Genomic DNA, 18,988 nt, shown 5'->3' with positions numbered 1-18,988 from the left:
ACGCCCGGTCAAAGCCGGGCGTTTCCGCATCTGCGAACTCCATCTGAAGCGGCAGGAGAGATTGTTGATCGGGGCGTGTCGCGTTGACCTGTTGCGATCCGGCATGATCGTCGCGATGCTTGCCGTGATTGGTGTCGGTGCCGGCCCGGCCGCCGCACAGCGGATGACGCTGGACAACGGGTTCCGGTCTCCGTCCGGAAATATCCATTGCCAGTATTTCGACACGGACTCCGTTCTGCGCTGCGACCTGAAGCAGATCGCCAATCGGCCGCTGCCGAGGCCCCGCGACTGCGAGAACGAATGGGGCCAGGCGTTCGAGGTGTTCGGGCGAAAGAATGAGTCCGGGCCGATCTGTTACGGCGACACGGTGATGGACGACCGGCTGCCGGTTCTCGGTTATGGCGAACGCTGGCAGCGCGGCGACTTCGTTTGTCATTCCGAGCGCACCGGCGTGTCTTGCCTGAACTCGCTCGGCGCGGGTTTCGAATTGTCCCGAAGCGCCCAGACCATCCTGCGCGGTGAGCAGGGCGGCAAGTTAAACACCGGCAAATCGGTCGGCGGCCGCGTCGATTAGGGACAGCCCGGACGGCTGTTGTCCGGCTGTCCGTTGTTTTGCGCCAGATCAATGTTGTGGGCAGAGCCGCCCCGCAGCGTGTCCGGGACATTTCCCGGAGACTGCACCATGGCCCGCATCATCGGCGCTATCGCGACGTCGCACACGCCCACCATCGGCTTCGCCTACGACCGCAACAAGGGCAACGATCCGGTCTGGGCGCCGATTTTCGAAGCCTACAAGCCGATCCAGACCTGGCTCGCGGAGAAGAAGCCGGACGTGCTGTTCATGGTCTATAACGACCACGTCACCTCGTTCTTCTTCGATCATTATTCCGCCTTCACCCTGGGCATCGACGATCGTTACGAGGTCGCGGACGAGGGCGGCGGTGCCCGCGCGCTGCCGCCGGTCAGGGGACATGCGCCGCTGTCGCATCATATCGGCGCGGCGCTGATGGCCGACGAATTCGACATGTCCTTCTTCCAGGATCATGCGCTCGACCACGGCTGCTTTTCGCCGCTGTCGATGATGTGTCCGCACGAGCCGGACTGGCCGGTATCGATCGTGCCCTTGCAGGTCGGCGTGCTGCAGTTTCCGATTCCGTCGGCGCTGCGCTGCTGGAAGCTCGGTCAGTCGCTGCGCAGCGCGATCGAAAGCTACCCGGAAGACCTGAAGGTCGCGCTGGTCGCGACCGGCGGCCTGTCGCATCAGGTGCATGGCGAACGCGCCGGCTTCAACAACACCGCATGGGACGAGCAATTCCTCGACCTGATCGAGCGCGACCCGGTCAAGCTCACCGAGATGACGCATGCCGAGTTTGCGCGGCTCGGCGGCCTGGAAGGCGCGGAGGTAATCATGTGGCTGGTGATGCGCGGCGCGATGTCGGCGAATGTCCGCAAGGTGCATCAGAGCTATTACCTGCCATCGGTCACCGGCATCGCGACGGCGATCTACGAGAACGAAGCGATCGCTGTTCCGGCTGCCACCGCCGAACGCCATCGGGCGCATATCGGCCGGCAGTTGGAGGGTGCCGAGACGCTCACCGGAACCTATCCGTTCACGCATGCGCGCTCGCTGAAGGGCTACCGGATCAACAAGTTCCTGCACCGGCTGGTCGAGCCAGCGCATCGCGCGCGGTTTCTCGCTGAGCCCGAAGCGGCCTTTGCCGAAGCGCGCCTCAGCCCGGAAGAGCGCGACATGATCCGGCAGCAGGACTGGCGCGCCCTGATCCGTTACGGCGCGAACTTCTTCATGCTGGAGAAGCTTGCCGCGGTCACCGGCTCATCCAATTTGCACATCTATGCCGGGATGCGCGGCGAGTCGCTCGACGACTTCATGAAAACCCGCAACGCTCCGGGTGCGCTTTATTCGGTCGCGGGCAAGGATGCGAAAAGCTTCGCCTGGGACAAGGACGCCCGAGACAGGGCGAAGGCGGACGCTTAACGCAAAACGGGATCAGCGTCCGCGACTCAGGGCGCGCTCTTTCGGTCTTGTCGATGCCACGCGGATGAGCCGGCGCGGCATTTTCTTGTGCATCGCGAACGGCCGACGCTTCGTGCATCCGCGCGCCGTGAAATCCGGCGCGCACGCCATCCCGATACCGGCCGCGCATTCACTCCGGCTTTTTCCTGGGGAGGAACGTCAGCGCTGTGTCTTAATTTATATCCAGCCATCGGGTTTTCGTCGAAAACGATAACGTGGTGTACTGGACGATAAAGCATGACGGTATCGGACACGCGGGCAATTAAGAACAAGGTTCATGAATTCCGCGAGCGTGCTGTGAAAGCCAAACTCAAGGCGGCGGCGACCTCCGAGACGGTTGCCAGGCGGATGTTCGAGGATGCCGCCCACCAATTCGACGACATGGCCGACAAGCTCGAGAAGCACGGACGGCCGTATTAGGCCAACCGTTGCGGCGGATGACGTTTGGAATGCGGTGCGGGGCACCCGTCACGTCATGCTTGCGGCTTTCGCGACGCTGATCACGGCGTCCTGCATGCAGGTTTTAAAAGGCAGGTGTTGGATTGATGCACATCGCTGCCATTGAAACTGGCCTCCTATAAGCCATCTTGGCTGACTAGGACGGTGCCATGTCGAGTGTGGGCGACTGTCTGCCGGAGGCGTCAATGAAGTCCGTGGTTCGCGTGGTCGTGTCGATGGCGGCACTCATCCTGGTATCGTCACATTCGGCGAGGGCTCAGGATGTGCCAGTGCCGGCGGCACCCACCACTGTGTCGCCTGCCGCACCGAAGACTGAGGCTCTGATCGAGCCCGCGGTGGCGACCGAACTCCTGAAGCCCGCCGAACTCGAGGCGCTGGTCGCGCCGATCGCGCTTTACCCCGATGATCTGCTGTCGCTCGTCCTGATGGCGTCGACCTATCCACTCGAGGTGGTCGAGGCCCAGCGCTGGCTCGACGCCAACAAGAAGCTGAGCGACGAACAGCGCAAGGCGGCGCTCGAAAAGCTGAGCTGGGATCAGAGCGTGAAATCTCTGGTCGCCACGCCGACCGTGCTGGAGATGATGAGCACGCAACTGGCATGGACCCGAAAGCTCGGCGACGCCGTGCTAGCCCAGCAAGCCGACGTCATGGACGCGATCCAGCGGCTGCGTGCGAAAGCCCGCGGCCGGGACAAGCTGGTCAGCAACAAGCAACAGAAGGTCACGGTGCGAAATGCCGGGCCCCGGCAGGTCATCGCTATCGAACCGGTCGATCCGGATCTGATCTATGTACCGTATTACGAGCCTGCGATCGTGTATGGCGACTGGCCCTATGTGGACTACCCGCCGTACTTCTTTCCTTACGCCGGATACTTCGCCAGTGACGTCCTCGCCAGCGGCATCTGGTTCGGTGTCGGCTACGGCCTCGGCTATTGGGGCGGCGGCTATTACTGGGGCGGGCGCTGCAACTGGGCGAACAACAACCTCTATTATCGCAACGGCAATCGCTGGACGCATCGCCCCGAACACCGGCGCGGTGTCGGATACGCCAATGATCGCCTGCAACGGCAGTTCGGAAACAGGCAGGGCGGCCGCGACCAACTGAACTTCCGCGGCCGTGACGGCCGTCAGGTGGTCAGGCCGAGCGGCGACCGCGCCAATCGCGGCGCAGACTCAAATCGCCGCGATGCGGCGGGGACACGGGCCGCGCGCGGAGATCGTGCCGCCAATGCCGGGACGCGACAGGCTAACCGCGCCCGATCGGGCCAGCGCGCGGGGCAACGTTTTGACGGCAATCGGGCAGCCTATCGCCAGCGGGGTCAGAACGGCCGCATGGCCGGCCGCTATCCGGGCCGTGCAGGCATGAATGTCAGGGACGGACGCCGCGGTTATGCCGGCCGCGGCTTTGCCGGACGTGGCGGCGGCGATTTTCGTGCCGCTGGATCTCGCGGTGGCTATCCCGGCGGTGGCAGGGCTGCGTTCCGGGGTGGTAGAGGCTATGGCGGCGGCGGGTTGGCGTTCCGCGGCGGTGGTGGCTATCGCGGCGGAGGAGCGGCGTTCGGTGGCGGCGGTTTCCGTGGCGGCGGTGGCGCAGCCTTTCGCGGCGGCGGTGGTGGCGGCTTCCGTGGCGGTGGAGGTGGCGGCTTCCGCGGCGGCGGTGGGGGTGGCCACCGGTCCGACATCCGGTTGAAGACGGATGTTGCGCTGGTCGGCCGGCTCGACAACGGCCTTGGCTTGTATCGCTTCCGGTATCGCGGCAATCCGCAAACTTATGTCGGCGTCATGGCGCAGGACGCGCAAATGGTGCGGCCCGATGCAGTGACGCGGGGACGCGACGGCTATCTCCGCGTTCGCTACGACCGGATCGGGTTTGAGATGCAGACCTACTACTATTGGGCAGGGCAGGCGCGGATGGCGCAGGGTCTGTAGTCCCGTTTCCCGGATATCACCGGTTTTTGGGATCAGGCGATTTACAACGTTAGAGTTTGGCCTGTACGCGATCCAGCGGCGCCGTCAGCCGCCAGACGAGCCCGGTCGCAGGATAGTCGAGATCGATTTCAGCACCGAGGGCGAAGCGCGGATTGCGTTCGACCATGACCGTTCCGAAGCCTTTGCGAGCGGGTTTCGAGATCGGAATGTCGCATCTTTCTTGCCATGTCAGTGCGAACTTGCCGGGCTCGATTCCGTCGATGACCGAACAGGCAATATGCACGGAGCCGCCTGCTTTCGACAATGCTCCGTATTTCACGGCGTTTGTGGTCAATTCATGAATCGCGAGGCCGATCGCTTCTGCGGCGGCGGGTGCGAGCATCAGGTCCAGATGTCCTGTCAAACGGATCCGCATGCCCAGAAGGTCCGACACCATTGCGAGTTGGGATGTTATCAACTCTCCGACCGGCACACCCTTCCAGCGGCGCTGCGCCAGCATATCCTGATTGTGGCCGAGTGCGAGCAGCCGCTGCGACAGGCTTTCGGCGTACCGCTTGTCAGCCGTCCGCGAAACCAGAGCCTGGATGATCGAAATCATGTTCTTTGCGCGGTGGCTGACTTCTCCCATCAGCAGTTGAATTTGATTTTCATGTTCGCGCTGTAACGTGATGTCGGTGTTCGTACCGAACCATCGCCAAATGTTCCCTTGATGGTCGAGGATCGGATTTCCCCGTGAGAGAAACCAGCGATATTCGCCGTTGCTGGCTCTCAGTGGAAACGTATCCTCCCACTCCTGGCCGCTGTCCCAGCTCTGCTGGATGCGCGCCTTCACGCGGGCGACGTGATCGGGGTGGTGGACAGCGGTCCATCCCCAGCCCTGCACCTGGTCGATGGTGGTGCCAGTGTATTCGTACCAACGATCATTGTACCAGAAGATCGACCCGTTTGCGTCCGCCATCCATGCAAGTTGGGGAATGCTGTTGGCCAGCATACGAAATTGCTTCTCGCTCTCTTCGAGCTTCGCGCGGATCTGCAACGTTTCGCTGATGTCGTGTGCGATTTTCGAAGCGCCGATAATGCGGCCTGACGAATTGCGCAACGGAGAGACCGTGATCGCGAGCGGCACCGGCTTTCCGTTTTTGTGCTGACGGGTGGTTTCGAATTTCGGAACGACTTCTCCCGCAACGATCCGCTTCAGTACGACATCTTCCTCACCGAGAAGGTCTGCGGGTATGATCACTCGAATGGATTTTCCGACGATTTCCGCCGACGACCATCCGAGCAGCGTCTCGGCGCCGCGATTCCAGGTTCGAACGATGCCTTGCAGATCCTTCGAGACGATCGCGTCGAACGAATGCTCCACGATGGAAGCGAAAAGCTCCCCAGCCAGGTCGGCACCGATCAGTGTCGGGTCGGGTGGATTCGCCATAAAACTGAATGAAAAAACTCAGTGATCATAATATCATGGGCGTCCAACGCAAAATATCAAGCTCGAACGACAAGCTTTTGCGTCATTCTGAGCGACAAGCTGCCTCACCATTCATATCGCGTTGTCGTAATGTGTATCGTTGACGTCAGGCCGGTCAGGAGGGCGTTGTCGGCATCGCGGCATCGTCCAGCGCCGCCGCGCGCTTCGCTGCGGGCCGATCGGCGACCTTCGCGCAATAAGCCTCAAAGGCCAGCCGCTTTTCGATCGTGCCGAATTGCATGCTGTAGCCGAGAAGGGCACCGACATGGAGGTCGGCGGCGGTGAAACGATCGCCGGCGATAAAGGGCATGCGCGTCACCGCGTATTCGATCGTGTCGAGCGCCTGTTTGTAGCTGCCATAGCCGACGGCCGCCGCGCGCTCGGCCGGTGGCGTCATGCCGAACGCATTGTTGGTCACCGCATATTCCAGCGGGCCGGCAGCAAAGAACAGCCAGCGATAATAATCCGCGCGCTCCGCCGGTGCCGGCGCGAGGCCCGCATCGGGAAACGCATCGGCCAGATAGGCACAGATCGCGGCATTCTCGGTGATGATCTTGCCGTTGTGAACGATGGCGGGAACCTTGCCCATCGGATTGATCGCAAGATAGGCCGGCGCCTTCATGCTGGTCGCGTAATCGAGAATCTCGACGCGATATGGTGCGCCGACCTCCTCGAGCATCCAGCGGGCAACGCGACCCCGCGACATCGGGTTGGTGTAGAGCACGAGTTCGTCGGCCATCGGCATTCCTTCACTCACACAGTCCACTCATACAGTGTTAGAACATAACAAGAACAAATTTGGCTTGTCCAGCCGACATTAGTGAGCGCACAAGGCGCGCCGGTGACCGATGGGTTGTGGAGGTCAGCGTTTCCAGACCGGGAACGGATCGGGCAGGGCTTTCCACGCGTCGACAGCGAGCCCGTCCGTTTCCGGCGTCGTCACCAGGCAGGCATCCAGCCTCCGCGTCAGTTCGCGCTGGTCCATGCCGGTGCCAATGAAGACGATCTCCTGCCGGCGGTCGCCCCAGGTGTCGTCCCAGTAGGACTTCAGCATGGTGCGCCATTCCGGCTGGCGCGGCCAGCGCTCCAGCGGGATCGCGCACCACCACATGCCGCGGCCTTCGCTGCGCACGATCGCGCCGGCCTGGCTGATCTCGCCGACCCAGTCCGGACGTGTCGCGATCCAGAAATGTCCCTTGCACCGGATGACGCCCGGCCAGGTCGAATTGATGAAGCGATGGAATGCCTCCGGCTGGAACGGGCGGCGGGCGCGATAGACGAAACTCTGGATACCGTATTCCTCGGTCTCCGGCTTGTGGTCGGCAAACTCATAGAGTTCCTTGAACCAGATCGGATGCCGCTGGGCGCGCTCGAAGTCGAAGCGGCCGGTTCCGAGAACGCGCGACATCGGCACCTGAGAGAAACTGGACTCGATGATGTCAGCCTCCGGATTGAGCGCGCGCACGATCTTGCGTGCGGCCTCGGCCTTTTCGGGCGCGGCATCGTCGATCTTGTTGAGCACGATCACGTCGGCAAACTCGATCTGTTCGACCAAGAGATCGACGATGGTGCGGTTGTCATCGTCGCCAAGCGATTCACCGCGCTCGCGCAGGAAGTCGGTCGAGGCATATTCGTTCAAAAGATTGGCGGCATCGACCACGGTCACCATGGTGTCGAGGCGCGCGACATCCGACAGGCTCTCGCCGTCTTCATCGCGGAAATCGAAGGTCGCGGCTACCGGCAACGGTTCGGAAATTCCGGTCGACTCGATCAGCAGATAGTCGAAGCGGCCGTCTTCGGCCAGTGTGCGCACCTCTTTCAGCAGATCGTCGCGCAGGGTGCAGCAGATGCAGCCATTGGTCATTTCGACCAGTGTCTCATTCGTCCGCGAGAGGTTCGCACCGCCATCGCGGATCAGGTCCGCGTCGATGTTCACCTCGCTCATGTCGTTCACAATGACCGCAACCCGCTTGCCCTGCCGGTTGTTCAGGATGTGATTCATCAGCGTGGTCTTGCCCGCGCCCAGGAAGCCCGAGAGCACGGTGACGGGAAGTCGTTGCATTGCGGGGGGATCCGAAAATGTTTGCGAATGGTTTCATGCGAGGTGGAGCAGGGCGCGCTATTGCGGTTTGCAATTCGGCGCGACGCCGCTGCCGATGTCATGCGCAAGCCGCGACAGGATCACTGCGGCCTGCGCGGGACCGTAGGTGTTGACCAGCCGCGGCAGCGTTTCCGCCAGCAATGCCGCGAGCAGGGAGGTCTCCGGAGTTCCGGATGCGTTAGCCTGCCCGATGCCGCTTCGGAGACAGTCGCGAGCCTGCAGGAATCCGGGCGGGATGATGTCGTGGGTGTCGTCGTCCTGGGACGCGGCGCTTTGGTCCTGCAGCAAGCTCATCATGGCGCTCCAATTAGGTTATGTTATAACATAACATTTTTCATGTTCAAGACCTGCTCCGGTTCGAGGGTGAGCGAGGCGGGCGGTGGGGCGGCCTCGGAGAACGCACGGCCGTTCATGTCCGTCCGGCACAGATCGCAGATGCAGCGGACCGGCGATGTCACCTGACTGAAACAGTGCAAAAATCCGCCGAGCTTTCGCATGAGCATGGGCGAGGAGCGATGCTCGACGGCTGTTCTAAAGGTAGCTCTGTGCAGCATAGGACTATGTTCATGTGAAACGCTCCGCGTCACCCATGCAGCATTAAGTCCGCGCCATGAAGCGGTTGGACGTTGTTCTTGTGCGTGCGGTTCAGCATTGTGCGGCGGATGCCGGAGCCTCACAGAATCGATTTTCCCAGCAACACCGCCGCATGGATCGGCGGCGTTCGCTCGGCATGGCTGTCGGTGTTCGCCTATGTGCTGTTCGGCACCTATATCGGCGTCGGTGCGCTCGCCTATGATCTCGACTTCAGCCTGCTGTGGGTGACGTTGTCGACGCTGCTGGTCTGGGCCGGGCCGGCCCAGGTGATCCTGATCTCCACCCTCGGCGGCGGTGCAAAGCTGATCGAGGTCGCGGTAGCCGTGGGTTTAAGCGGCGTCCGGCTGCTGCCGATGGTGGTGTCGTTGATGCCGATCCTGCGCGGCCCGAAAACGCGCACCTGGCAGCTTCTGCTGCCGGCGCATTTCACCGCTGTCAGCATGTGGGTGGAATCGATGCGCCTCGCGCCGCAAATGCCGGTCGAGCGTCGCATCCCGTTCTGCAACGGGCTCGCCTGCGGCTACATGGCGTCCGCGATGATCGCGACGGTGGCGGGCTATTACCTGGCTGCGCGGCTGCCGGTCTTGCTGACCGCGGCGCTGCTATTCCTGACGCCGATGTCGTTTCTGGTTTCGATCGCGCGCAATTCGAGCCTTCTGGTCGACCGGCTTGCGCTGATCCTCGGGCTGATCATCGGCCCGGCGCTCGCATTTGCCGCCGTCGAACTCGACGTGTTGTGGGCGGGGATTGCCGGCGGCACCATCGCCTACATCGCCCATCGCGTGCGGGAGAGCATGCGATGAGCCTCACCACATCGGCATTGTGGCCCTATGTCGTCCTGATCCTGGTCGGCTTTCTGCCCAACGAAATCTGGCGCTTGCTCGGTTTCGCGTTGGCGCGTGGGATCGATGAAGGCTCCGAAATTCTGGTCTGGGTGCGGGCGGTCGCGACCGCGGTGCTTGCCGCCGTCATTGCCAAGCTGATCTTTTTCGCGCCGGGTGCGCTCGCGACCGTGCCGCTGTCGATACGCTTGGCCGCGATCGTCGCCGGTTTTGCTGCTTTTGTGGCGTTCCGGCGCTCGATCTTCCTCGGCGTCGCCACCGGCGAGGCGGTGCTGATCTGCGGCGCGCTGCTGTGGCCGCTGCTTTAGCTACAGCTACGCGGACGCCATCGCGTCGGACAGCTTTTTCGCCTGATCGCCCAGCACCTCCGGCTTCTCCTTTTCGCTCGCAGGCGGTTTCATCGCGATGCCTTCCTTGCGCGGGATTACATGCACATGCAGGTGAAACACCACCTGGCCGCCGGCATTCTCGTTGAATTGCTGCACGGTGACGCCGTCGGCCGAAAACACCTGCATGCCGGCACGCGCCACCTTCTGGGCGATCTTCGCCACATGCGCGAGATCGTCAGGGTCGACGTCGAGGATGTTGCGGGCGGCGCTTTTCGGGATCACCAGCGCATGCCCGGGCGCACGCGGCATGATGTCGAGGAACACCAGCACGCGGTCGTCCTCATAGACCTTGTGGCAGGGCAGTTCGCCGCGAATGATCTTGGCGAAAATATTGTTCGGGTCGTAAGCCGGCATGGTCGCTACTCCTGTTCCGCCATCTTGCGGAAGGGGGTCAATTGTTCAAGCTCGCGCCCCGCCGCATCCACATAGGCGCGCTCGCGCTTGAGATAATCCGCAATGGCGCGGCGCAGCCCCGGATCGGCAATGTAGTGGGACGAGTAGGTCGTGACCGGCGCATATCCGCGCGCCAGCTTGTGTTCGCCCTGCGCGCCGGCTTCCACGGTCGCGAGCTTGTGGGCGATCGCGAAGTCGATGGCCTGGTAATAGCAAAGCTCGAAATGCAGGAACGGGTGATGCTCGATCGCACCCCAATGCCGGCCAAACAGCGCGCCGGCGCCGATGAAGTTGATCGCGCCGGCGATATAGCGTCCGTCGCGTTTGGCCATGACCAGCAGGATCCGGTCCGCCATCTCCTGGCCGATCAGTGAGAAGAACGTGCGGGTGAGATAAGGCCGACCCCATTTGCGCGATCCGGTGTCGATATAGAAGGCGAAGAAATCGTCCCACACGGCCTCGGTCAGGTCGCTGCCGGTGAGCGGATGGATGGTGATGCCGCTGTCGACGGCCTCTCGGCGCTCGCGGCGGATCGCCTTGCGCTTGCGGGACGCGAGCGCCGACAGAAAGTCATCGAAGCTGCCGTAACCCTCGTTGCGCCAGTGGAATTGCTGGTCGGTCCGTTTCAGAAAGCCCTTGGTGCGCAGCCGGTCCCAATCCGCCTGCGGCAAGAAGGTTGCGTGGACGGACGAGGCCTGCCGGCGTTCGCACAGGGTCACGAGGCCGGTCGCGAGTGCGTCCTTCACTGCGTCAGCATAGGGCGATGGCTTGACCAGGAGTCGCGGTCCGGTCGCCGGCGTGAACGGCACCGAGACCTGGAGCTTGGGATAATAACTCCCGCCCGCGCGCTCATAGGCGTCGGCCCAGCCCTGGTCGAACACGTATTCGCCGCGCGAATGCGACTTGAGATAGCAGGGAACCGCGCCGAGGACCTCGCCCTCCTTGGTCTCGGCAACCAGGTGTTGCGGCGCCCAGCCGGTGCGCGGCGTCGCCGAACCGGATCGCTCGAGCGCCGACAGAAACGCGTGAGAGACAAACGGATTGGCGGCCCAGCGGGCGTCGGCCTGAAGCAGATCAGTTTTCGGATGATCCGGTTCATCCGAGGTCTGAGCGGCGTCGGTCGTCTCATTGCCGGCGCACGCATTCCAGTCCCCGGCGGGGACCTCGCCGAGATCGGATACGATCCGGAGTTGAAGTTCGATCGGGCTTTGCGGGACGTCGGTTTCGGACATTCTGGCAGTTCCTAGCCCAGTTTTATGGCCGAAATCCTTCGAAAATCATCTGGTCGGCCCAGCGCCGCGCGCGGGTCGCCTCTGCCTCGGTGCGGACCGTCCAGGTCAGGAGCGGCAAGCCGAAGGCCCAGCGGCCAAGCAGCGGCCAGAAGGCGGGGAGGTCGCGCACCGACCAGGCCAGAAAATGCGGTCTCGCGCGGAATGCTGTCGCTGCATAGCGGCGCTCGTCGATGCCCGCATGGCCGTTATCCTTGGCGCCCTGCGCAACCAGACCGCGCGGCAACCATGGCGCAGCGGCTCGCAATGCCTGCACCATATCGGGATCGAACGACATGGCGGCAACCGGACCGGCATAACCTTGCACGACCGCGGCGAGGCGGTTCGATAGCGTCGGATTGCCATCGAAACCGCTTTTCACTTCAAGGATCAGGGGGACGCGCCCGGCCACGAGATCGCACAGATCTCCCAGCGACATCATTCGATCGCGCGTCGCCCGGAAGGCGATGGTCTTCAATTCAGACGAGGCGAAGGAGGCAAGCGCGCCATGCGCTTCGGTCAGACGGTCGAGCGTGTCGTCATGGAAAACCATGGCTTCGCCATCGGCCGCGAGTTGAAGATCGCATTCGATCGCATACTGCCCAGCAATCGCGGCTGAAAATGCCGATTCCGTGTTCTCGACGACGCCCTGTGCTGCGTCGTGCAAGCCGCGATGCGCCACCGGCCGCGCGGTCAGCCAGTCGAGGCCGGGCATGAGTTCTTGCCGTCAGGCCACCTCGAACATGCCTTCGACTTCGACGGCAGCATCCAGCGGCAGCACCGAAACGCCAATCGTCGTGCGGGCATGACGACCCTTTTCGGCGAACGCCGTCACCATCATGTCGGAGGCCCCGTTCATGACTTTGGGTCCATCGAGGAAGGCCGGGACGGAGCTGATGAATCCGCCAAGCCGCACCACGCGGACGACTTTGTCGAGATCGCCGAGTGCAGCCTTCACCTGGGCCAGCACATTGACGGCGCAGGCGCGCGCGGCCTTCTGGCCGTCTTCTACCGAGACCTCGGCGCCGAGCTTGCCCTTGGCCACGAGCTTGCCTTCGATATCGAGGCAGAGCTGTCCGGACACCACGAGCAGGCTGCCGGTCCGCACGAAGCCGACATAGTTCGCGAGCGGGGCGGCCGGCGTCGGCAGTACGATTCCAAGGTCGGCCAGCTTCTTCTCGACGGCACCTGCCATTTTAATCTCTCCTGCGCCAATGCGCCTCAGAATGGACGTATTCTCTTCGCCGATTGATGATGGCTCCGCAAGTGGTCCAGTTGCAACGGGCCGTCGCCGAGTTTATCTCCGGATCACAGGATTCGAATTCCATGAGAGATGCCTTGTTCCTGAGCACAATTGCGGCCCTGGCGATGTCGTCCGGCATCGGCCTCGCGGCCCCTGTGCAGAATGCCGGGGCCACCGAATTTGCCTCGCATCGGGCCGTCTACGATCTCAAGCTGGCATCGTCGCGCGGCAACCGGCCGGTCGAAGCGGTGCGTGGCCGCATCCTCTACGACTTTTCCGGCAGCCAGTGCGAAGGCTACGCGCTGCAGTTTCGTCAGGTGTCCGAGATCGATGCGGGCGAGGGCGTCAGGCTCATGACCGACATGCGGGCCACGACATGGGAAGATGCCGCCGCGAAAATGTTCCGGTTCAACTCGCAGAACTTCGTCGATCAGAAGCTGAAATCCTCGGTCGATGGCCGTGCCGAGCGCGAGGCCGCCAAAGCCGTCGTCAATCTGAGCAAGCCATCGGGTAAGAATTTCGGTGTCGACGCCGATGTCATGTTTCCGACCGACCATATGCGCCGGATCATCGCCGCCGCGCGCGAGGGAAAGACGCTGTTGCAGGGGCTGGTGTTCGATGGGTCCGACACCGGCGAGAAAATCTACGACACCCTCACGGTCATCGGACAGCCGATCGAGCCGGAAACAAACAAGCCCGATGATGCCGCGGGCAAGGACGAACAGTTGTCGAAGCTGCGCAGATGGCCTGTGAGCATCAGCTATTTCGACAAGTCGAAGGCAGATGGAGACCAGCTGCCGGTCTATGGCATCAAGTTCGAGCTTTACGAAAACGGGATCTCCCGCTCGCTGGCACTCGACTATAACGATTTCGTCGTATCCGGCACGATGACGTCGCTTGAAACCCGCCCCACGACGCCCTGCAAGTGACGGCCTGAAGTTTAGCCGCCATCGTCCAGCGCGAGGCCGCGCTTGATGGCGCTGCGGCCGAACTTCGCCCGCAGCGTATCGACGGCCCGCTCGCTGGTCGCGGCTTTGCGCGCGCGCGGGTCCAGCAGGTCGTCGGGGTCTGCCGCCTGCGCAGTTTGAAGGTTCGACACGCCGATTCCTATCAGCCGGAATTTGGTGCCGTCGACTTCCTTGCCAAGCAATTCTCGCCCGCAATCGAAAATGCGCTGTGCGAGTTGCGTCGGGTCGCTGAGCGAGCGGGCGCGGGTGCGCGTCTGAAAATCCGCCGACTTGAGCTTCAGGGTGACGGTCGAGCCGCTGATATCGCTCGCCTTGAGTCGCGCCGACACGCGTTCGCTGAGATCCCACAAGATCCGTTCCAGAGGTCGAAGCGCGGCGATGTCGGTATCGAAGGTGGTTTCGGCCGAGACGCTCTTCGCATCCCGATCCGGAACCACCTTGCGGATGTCGATGCCGCGGGCGAGCCGGCTCAACCGCTGGCCTTCGGCGCCGAGCCGCCGCATCAGTTCGCGTTCGTCGTGCCTCTGCACATCGGCAATTGTGCGAAAGCCGTCGCGGGCAAGCCGCTCCTGCGTCACCTTGCCGACACCGAAGATGATCGAGATCGGTTTCGGTGCGAGGAACGACATCGCTTCGGCGCGCCCGAGCATGGCGAAGCCGCGGGGCTTGTCGAGGTCGGACGCGATCTTGGCGAGAAACTTGTTATAGGAGAGGCCGATCGATACCGTGATGCCGATGTCCTTCTCGACCGTCGCGGCAAAGCGCGCAAGCGATTGCGCAGCACTCCGGCCGTGCAGGCGCTGCGTTCCCGACAGGTCAAGAAATGCTTCGTCGATCGAGACCGGTTCGACCAGCGGGGTCAGATCCCGCATCAATGCGCGCACCTGACGGGCGACGGCGACGTATTTTTGCATGTTGGGTCGGACCACCACCGCATCCGGGCAGAGCCGCCGCGCCTTGAACATCGGCATGGCAGAATGAACACCGTAGGTGCGGGCAATGTAGCAGGCGGTCGATACGACACCCCGGGTACCGCCGCCGATGATCAGCGGCTTGTCTGCAAGCGAGGGGTCGTCGCGCTTCTCGATGGTCGCATAGAACGCGTCGCAGTCGACATGCGCGACCGACAGGTCGTGAAGTTCCGGATGACGGGCGAGGCGAGGCGAACCGCACGTGCCGCAGCGCAGGCCGGAACCGGCATCGGCGAGGCAGTCGCGGCAGAATCCCTGCATGTCAGGTTGCCCGGGTCCGTTCAGAATGTGCGGTCGTGTGCGGTCATGGGGTGTCGCGCTCGACAGGCGGCCCGGACAACATGTCCCGGGCACGCGCAATGTGCTCCGGCGGGATACCGGTCTCCTGCGAAAACGCCAGCATGGCCGATTCGTCCTCCGTCATGTGGTCGAGCACGCCGGCGAGGAAGCGTGGCTCGCGCGCGGCTGCTCTGATCTCCGCCGGGCCAATACCGGTTGCCGCCAGAAATCGGCCCAGCCGGGCTTCATCGGCCGCCAGGAAGAAGAGCGCCCGAATTGCCACATTTTTCGCGTCTACGCTGCCTTTTGCCTTGTGATCCATAGCGTTGCGTTTGCCTTTCCGTAAGGAATGGAAACTACCGTGAAGAACCGTGCCCGACCTCGCATTTTTGCGGGCGTGCAGTACATGCCTTGGGACGCTGGGCGGGTTAAAAAAGTGCCCAGGAGGGGCGGGGAATGGCCAAGACGGTCCTGATCGTGGAGGACAATGAGCTCAATATGAAGCTCTTCCACGATCTGCTGGAAGCGCACGGCTACCATACCGTCGGCACCCGCAACGGGATCGACGCGCTGGATCTCGCGCGCCGGCATCGGCCCGACCTCATCCTGATGGACATCCAATTGCCCGAGGTGTCCGGTCTCGAAGTCACCAAATGGCTGAAGGACGATGCTGAGCTGAAAGCCATTCCGGTCGTGGCCGTAACCGCATTTGCAATGAAGGGCGACGAGGAGCGCATCCGCGCCGGCGGCTGCGAAGCATATCTTTCAAAGCCAATTTCGGTCGGCAAATTCATCGAAACGATCCGCCACTTTCTTGGCAACGCTTAGAAGCTGAAATTCTCATGACCGCAAGAGTCCTTGTCGTTGACGATGTTCCCGCGAACGTGAAGCTGCTCGAGGCGCGGCTGTCCGCCGAGTATTTCGACGTGACGACCGCCAATAGCGGCGCCGAGGCTTTGGCGGCCTGCGAGCGCGCCGAATGCGACATCGTGCTGCTCGACGTGATGATGCCGGGTCTTGACGGTTTCGAAGTGTGCCGCAAGCTCAAGAGCAATCCGGCGACGCACCACATTCCCGTCGTGATGGTGACGGCGCTCGATCAGCCGTCGGACAGGATTGCGGGGTTGCAGGCCGGTGCCGATGACTTTCTCACCAAGCCGGTCTCGGACATCGCACTGATTGCGCGCGTGCGTTCGCTGACGCGCCTGAAGATGATGACCGACGAATTGCGGATGCGCGCGGCGACGTCGCGCGAGATCGGCATCGAGAGCGCGGAGCGGGAGGCGATCACGGAGCAGGGGCGCCAGGGCCGCATTCTGCTGGTGGACGACCGCCGTTCCTCCTATGAAAGGCTCGCCGCAATGCTCGAAGAAGAGCACATCGTCGAGATCGAGCCCGATCCGAGCGCCGCTTTATTCCGGTCTGCGGAGGGCAATTACGAACTCCTCATCGTCTCGCTCAGCCTGGAGAATTTCGACGGGCTGCGCCTGTGCAGCCAGCTCCGCTCGCTCGAACGCACCCGCAATCTGCCGATCCTCGCGATCTGCGAGCCGGACGACACCGCGCGGCTGATGCGCGGGCTCGAGATCGGCGTCAACGACTATCTGCTGCGGCCGGTCGACGGTCACGAATTGCAGGCGCGCGTGCGCACCCAGATCCGGCGCAAGCGCTATACCGAGCGCCTGCGCGACAATGTGCAGATGTCGATCGAGGCGGCGATCACCGATGCCCTGACCGGCCTGCATAACCGCCGCTACATGGAAAGCCATCTCGGCAAACTGGTCGAACTGGCCGGCTCGCGTGGCAAGCCGCTGGCCGTGCTCGTGCTCGACATCGATTATTTCAAGTCGATCAACGACACCTACGGCCACGATTGCGGCGACGACGTGCTGCGCGAATTCGCCATCCGCGTCCGCAAGTCGATCCGCGGCATCGATCTGGCCTGCCGCATCGGCGGCGAGGAATTCGTCGTGGTGATGCCGGAGACCGACATGGCCGTGGCTGCCACGGTTGCAGAGCGCCTGCGCCGCAAGATCGCGGCCGAGCCGTTTCCGATCGAACAGGGCCGCCGCAACATCGACGTGACGATCTCGATCGGGATTGCCTCGCTCGAATCCTCGCACGACACCGCCGCGCAGCTGCTCAAGCGGGCGGACCAGGCGCTCTACCGTGCCAAGCGCGATGGCCGCAACCGGGTGGTCGCGGACGCGGCCTGACGGGGTACGGGAACGCGGATGCGCATGCGTTCCCCGGCACACGCCGCCACGGGCGGAAACCTTAATCCTTTACGTTGACGGAAGCTTACCCGTGCGGCCGGGAGTTCGCCTTTGATTTCCGAGGGGTGAGGGATTAGGTTCCAATCCGGGACGAAAGGCGGATCAAGCGAAGGCAGCTTGAGCGCTGGACGGGCCAGCCGCGGCGGCGGCCCCGACGTTCCAGCTCTTTGAAAACCCTACGGAGTGCTCAGGTCCGCCGCATCTCCTGGGTCCGTGGGGTTCGGCCGGCCCGGGAGCGGTGGACGAGTGGCCTCCTCATAACATCGCTTCCGGCCGGCCACCTTTACTGTGGCTGGTCCGCAAAAATTTTGCAATTAAAAGTTGTGAAAAATGAGAGGCGCAGGCGGCGGAAGCCCGGCGCCCTTACTTGATCTTGGCTTCGCGGAACTCGACGTGCTTCTTCGCGATCGGATCGTATTTCTTCTTCGCCAGCTTGTCGGTCATCGTCCGGGAATTTTTCTTGCTGACATAGTAGTAGCCGGTGTCGGCAGTGGACACGAGCTTGACCTTGATGGTGACGGCCTTGGCCATAATCGACCTCAAAAATGACGGGGATTTGCGCGGAAACTAGCGGCAAAGCCGCCAATGTCAAGGAAACTGCGGATCACGAGATCAAATCGCGGAAGAATACTTTCCGCGGCATCCGGTAGAACGGGACCGGCAGGTCATGCCCGAAACCGGCCGAAACCCGCGCCTCTAGTTCCTGCAGCACGACTCCCGTGATCGTCGGCAAGTCCAGGCTGCGCGCCTCCGAGATCGGCATCCACACCAGTTCGACCAGTTCCGCGTCCGGATGGACCACGTTGTCCACCTTGTGCGCGATGGTTGAGGCGTCGACGGCGAAAAAGCGGGTGTCGAAGCGGCGCGGCCGCCGCGACGGCGTGATTGCGCGGGCGACGAAATGCAGGGACGACAGGTCCGGATAGAAGCCGGCCTTGGCAAAATCGGCCCATGGGCCCTCCGGCACCGGCATTTCGCCGTCCCGTTTCGCGCCGAGGATCAGACCGGTTTCTTCGAAGGTCTCGCGGATCGCCGCGAGCGCAAGCCCCTTGGCCCGCGCGATGCTCGGCCGTCTCATGCTCCGCATCAGATATTGTTCGGTATAAGGATTGAGCGGCGTCGCCGCTGGCATCAGCCGGTCGCTGGGTTCGAGCCGGCCGCCGGGAAACACGAATTTTCCAGGCATGAATTTGTGGCCGTGATGGCGCTTGCCGAGCAGCACCTTCGGCGTCGAGCCGGAGCGGTCGACGATCATCAGCGTCGCCGCATCCTTCGGCCGCACGTTCGGAGACGCGCGCTCCCGCTCCGCCGCGGTGAGCCGTTGTTCGAGATCGGTCAGTTCGCGCATTTGGTCGAGGTCGTCACCGGGAGCGGGTCGTCGATGCTGCCATTGGGGTCGAAGCCGTGCATGCGCATCGCCCATTGCCAGGCGACCACGGCGCCCTTGATCGGGTGCATCAGCGCGAATGCGAGAATGAGCAGCAGCGGCAGCCAGATCACCGCATGCACCCAGTAAGCCGGTGCGAATGCTGTCTCGACCGCGAGCACCAGCGGCACCACGATGTGACCGACGAGCACGATATTCAGATACGCCGGAAAGTCGTCCGCGCGGTGGTGATGCAGCGGTTCGTCGCAGGCCGGGCAATTGTCGTTGACCTTCAGAAGCCCGCGGAACATCCGGCCCTGGCCGCAAGCCGGGCACGTCGAGGCGAGGCCGCGCCTGATGGCAAGCCATTGGTCGCGCGGGTTGGTCGAGATTGCATCCGTCATCATC

Annotated in this window: 22 protein-coding genes; 9 read left to right on the top strand and 13 right to left on the bottom strand. The window is 62.9% G+C overall.

Annotated elements, in window-relative coordinates; translation table 11 throughout:
* The first annotated feature begins 64 nt into the window (after positions 1 to 64).
* The 4 genes from AC5I5I_RS23530 to AC5I5I_RS23515 all read left to right on the top strand — a co-directional run bounded on the left by AC5I5I_RS23530 (position 65) and on the right by AC5I5I_RS23515 (position 4,422).
* Complete coding sequence (locus tag AC5I5I_RS23530; RefSeq protein ID WP_495977176.1) at positions 65 to 574, top strand: DUF6636 domain-containing protein; 510 nt, start codon at positions 65 to 67, stop codon at positions 572 to 574.
* Between the two features lie 108 nt (positions 575 to 682).
* Entirely contained in the window at positions 683 to 1,996 is a 1,314-nt protein-coding gene (locus AC5I5I_RS23525) for a gallate dioxygenase (protein ID WP_495977175.1), read from the top strand.
* Positions 1,997 to 2,272: 276 nt separating this feature from the next.
* Complete coding sequence (locus AC5I5I_RS23520; protein ID WP_495977173.1) at positions 2,273 to 2,455, top strand: hypothetical protein; 183 nt, start codon at positions 2,273 to 2,275, stop codon at positions 2,453 to 2,455.
* Positions 2,456 to 2,679: 224 nt separating this feature from the next.
* Positions 2,680 to 4,422 (top strand): DUF3300 domain-containing protein, encoded by a 1,743-nt coding sequence (locus tag AC5I5I_RS23515; protein ID WP_495977171.1) that lies wholly within the window; start codon positions 2,680 to 2,682, stop codon positions 4,420 to 4,422.
* A gap of 49 nt (positions 4,423 to 4,471) precedes the next feature.
* Here the strand turns inward: AC5I5I_RS23515 and AC5I5I_RS23510 are convergent, their stop codons facing one another.
* The 4 genes from AC5I5I_RS23510 to AC5I5I_RS23495 all read right to left on the bottom strand — a co-directional run bounded on the left by AC5I5I_RS23510 (position 4,472) and on the right by AC5I5I_RS23495 (position 8,285).
* Positions 4,472 to 5,851, bottom strand: a complete 1,380-nt coding sequence (locus AC5I5I_RS23510; protein WP_495977169.1) for a PAS domain-containing HWE histidine kinase family protein — start codon at positions 5,849 to 5,851, stop codon at positions 4,472 to 4,474.
* Between the two features lie 154 nt (positions 5,852 to 6,005).
* A complete protein-coding gene (locus AC5I5I_RS23505; RefSeq protein WP_495977167.1) occupies positions 6,006 to 6,629 on the bottom strand; it encodes a glutathione S-transferase family protein in 624 nt (207 codons plus the stop codon).
* A gap of 123 nt (positions 6,630 to 6,752) precedes the next feature.
* Positions 6,753 to 7,952, bottom strand: coding sequence for a zinc metallochaperone GTPase ZigA (gene zigA, locus AC5I5I_RS23500; RefSeq protein ID WP_495977165.1), 1,200 nt, complete (start codon positions 7,950 to 7,952; stop codon positions 6,753 to 6,755).
* 57 nt (positions 7,953 to 8,009) lie between these two features.
* On the bottom strand, positions 8,010 to 8,285 hold the full coding sequence (locus AC5I5I_RS23495; protein WP_495977163.1) for a hypothetical protein: 276 nt from the start codon (positions 8,283 to 8,285) through the stop codon (positions 8,010 to 8,012).
* 368 nt (positions 8,286 to 8,653) lie between these two features.
* Here AC5I5I_RS23495 and AC5I5I_RS23490 point away from each other — a divergent pair, with 368 nt between their 5' ends.
* Both AC5I5I_RS23490 and AC5I5I_RS23485 read left to right on the top strand, forming a co-directional pair.
* Positions 8,654 to 9,388: an AzlC family ABC transporter permease gene (locus tag AC5I5I_RS23490; RefSeq protein WP_495977161.1), complete on the top strand. Its 735-nt coding sequence runs from the start codon at positions 8,654 to 8,656 to the stop codon at positions 9,386 to 9,388.
* Positions 9,385 to 9,735 (top strand): AzlD domain-containing protein, encoded by a 351-nt coding sequence (locus AC5I5I_RS23485; protein ID WP_495977160.1) that lies wholly within the window; start codon positions 9,385 to 9,387, stop codon positions 9,733 to 9,735. Before AC5I5I_RS23490 ends, AC5I5I_RS23485 begins: the two co-directional genes overlap by 4 nt.
* Before the next feature lie 6 nt (positions 9,736 to 9,741).
* Here AC5I5I_RS23485 and AC5I5I_RS23480 read toward each other — a convergent pair whose 3' ends face one another.
* Genes AC5I5I_RS23480 through AC5I5I_RS23465 form a run of 4 tightly spaced genes read right to left on the bottom strand, consistent with a single transcriptional unit; the run spans position 9,742 to position 12,672 of the window.
* Complete coding sequence (locus AC5I5I_RS23480) at positions 9,742 to 10,170, bottom strand: HIT family protein (protein WP_495977158.1); 429 nt, start codon at positions 10,168 to 10,170, stop codon at positions 9,742 to 9,744.
* A 5-nt stretch (positions 10,171 to 10,175) separates the two neighbouring features.
* Positions 10,176 to 11,441 carry a GNAT family N-acetyltransferase gene (locus tag AC5I5I_RS23475; protein ID WP_495977156.1) on the bottom strand — a complete coding sequence of 422 codons (1,266 nt, stop codon included), beginning with the start codon at positions 11,439 to 11,441 and terminating at the stop codon, positions 10,176 to 10,178.
* A 22-nt stretch (positions 11,442 to 11,463) separates the two neighbouring features.
* Positions 11,464 to 12,192 carry a glycerophosphodiester phosphodiesterase family protein gene (locus AC5I5I_RS23470; RefSeq protein ID WP_495977155.1) on the bottom strand — a complete coding sequence of 243 codons (729 nt, stop codon included), beginning with the start codon at positions 12,190 to 12,192 and terminating at the stop codon, positions 11,464 to 11,466.
* Between the two features lie 12 nt (positions 12,193 to 12,204).
* Entirely contained in the window at positions 12,205 to 12,672 is a 468-nt protein-coding gene (locus AC5I5I_RS23465) for a RidA family protein (protein WP_495977153.1), read from the bottom strand.
* A 131-nt stretch (positions 12,673 to 12,803) separates the two neighbouring features.
* Here AC5I5I_RS23465 and AC5I5I_RS23460 point away from each other — a divergent pair, with 131 nt between their 5' ends.
* Positions 12,804 to 13,649 carry a cell envelope integrity EipB family protein gene (locus AC5I5I_RS23460; RefSeq protein WP_495977152.1) on the top strand — a complete coding sequence of 282 codons (846 nt, stop codon included), beginning with the start codon at positions 12,804 to 12,806 and terminating at the stop codon, positions 13,647 to 13,649.
* 11 nt (positions 13,650 to 13,660) lie between these two features.
* On the opposite strand, the gene AC5I5I_RS23455 is transcribed toward AC5I5I_RS23460, so the two are convergent.
* Together AC5I5I_RS23455 and AC5I5I_RS23450 are read right to left on the bottom strand one after the other, a co-directional pair.
* Complete coding sequence (locus AC5I5I_RS23455; protein ID WP_495977151.1) at positions 13,661 to 14,920, bottom strand: DNA polymerase IV; 1,260 nt, start codon at positions 14,918 to 14,920, stop codon at positions 13,661 to 13,663.
* A 43-nt stretch (positions 14,921 to 14,963) separates the two neighbouring features.
* The gene (locus AC5I5I_RS23450) at positions 14,964 to 15,260 is read right to left on the bottom strand and encodes a DUF3572 domain-containing protein (RefSeq protein WP_495977150.1); all 297 of its coding nucleotides are present in this window, start codon (positions 15,258 to 15,260) and stop codon (positions 14,964 to 14,966) included.
* Between the two features lie 134 nt (positions 15,261 to 15,394).
* Here AC5I5I_RS23450 and AC5I5I_RS23445 point away from each other — a divergent pair, with 134 nt between their 5' ends.
* Positions 15,395 to 15,766, top strand: a complete 372-nt coding sequence (locus AC5I5I_RS23445) for a response regulator (RefSeq protein WP_495977149.1) — start codon at positions 15,395 to 15,397, stop codon at positions 15,764 to 15,766.
* Between the two features lie 14 nt (positions 15,767 to 15,780).
* Positions 15,781 to 17,154 (top strand): PleD family two-component system response regulator, encoded by a 1,374-nt coding sequence (locus AC5I5I_RS23440; RefSeq protein WP_495977147.1) that lies wholly within the window; start codon positions 15,781 to 15,783, stop codon positions 17,152 to 17,154.
* A gap of 423 nt (positions 17,155 to 17,577) precedes the next feature.
* On the opposite strand, the gene rpmG is transcribed toward AC5I5I_RS23440, so the two are convergent.
* From rpmG to AC5I5I_RS23425, 3 genes are all read right to left on the bottom strand, one after another.
* On the bottom strand, positions 17,578 to 17,745 hold the full coding sequence (rpmG, locus tag AC5I5I_RS23435) for a 50S ribosomal protein L33 (protein ID WP_325704970.1): 168 nt from the start codon (positions 17,743 to 17,745) through the stop codon (positions 17,578 to 17,580).
* A 73-nt stretch (positions 17,746 to 17,818) separates the two neighbouring features.
* The gene (locus tag AC5I5I_RS23430; protein ID WP_495977146.1) at positions 17,819 to 18,562 is read right to left on the bottom strand and encodes an NUDIX hydrolase; all 744 of its coding nucleotides are present in this window, start codon (positions 18,560 to 18,562) and stop codon (positions 17,819 to 17,821) included.
* Positions 18,550 to 18,984 carry a DUF983 domain-containing protein gene (locus AC5I5I_RS23425; RefSeq protein WP_495977145.1) on the bottom strand — a complete coding sequence of 145 codons (435 nt, stop codon included), beginning with the start codon at positions 18,982 to 18,984 and terminating at the stop codon, positions 18,550 to 18,552. Before AC5I5I_RS23425 ends, AC5I5I_RS23430 begins: the two co-directional genes overlap by 13 nt.
* Positions 18,985 to 18,988 lie beyond the last annotated feature (4 nt).

Source organism: Pseudorhodoplanes sp., assembly GCF_059499825.1.
The sequence above is the reverse complement of the archived record's forward strand: the minus strand, read 5'-3'. Positions and strand labels throughout refer to the sequence as shown.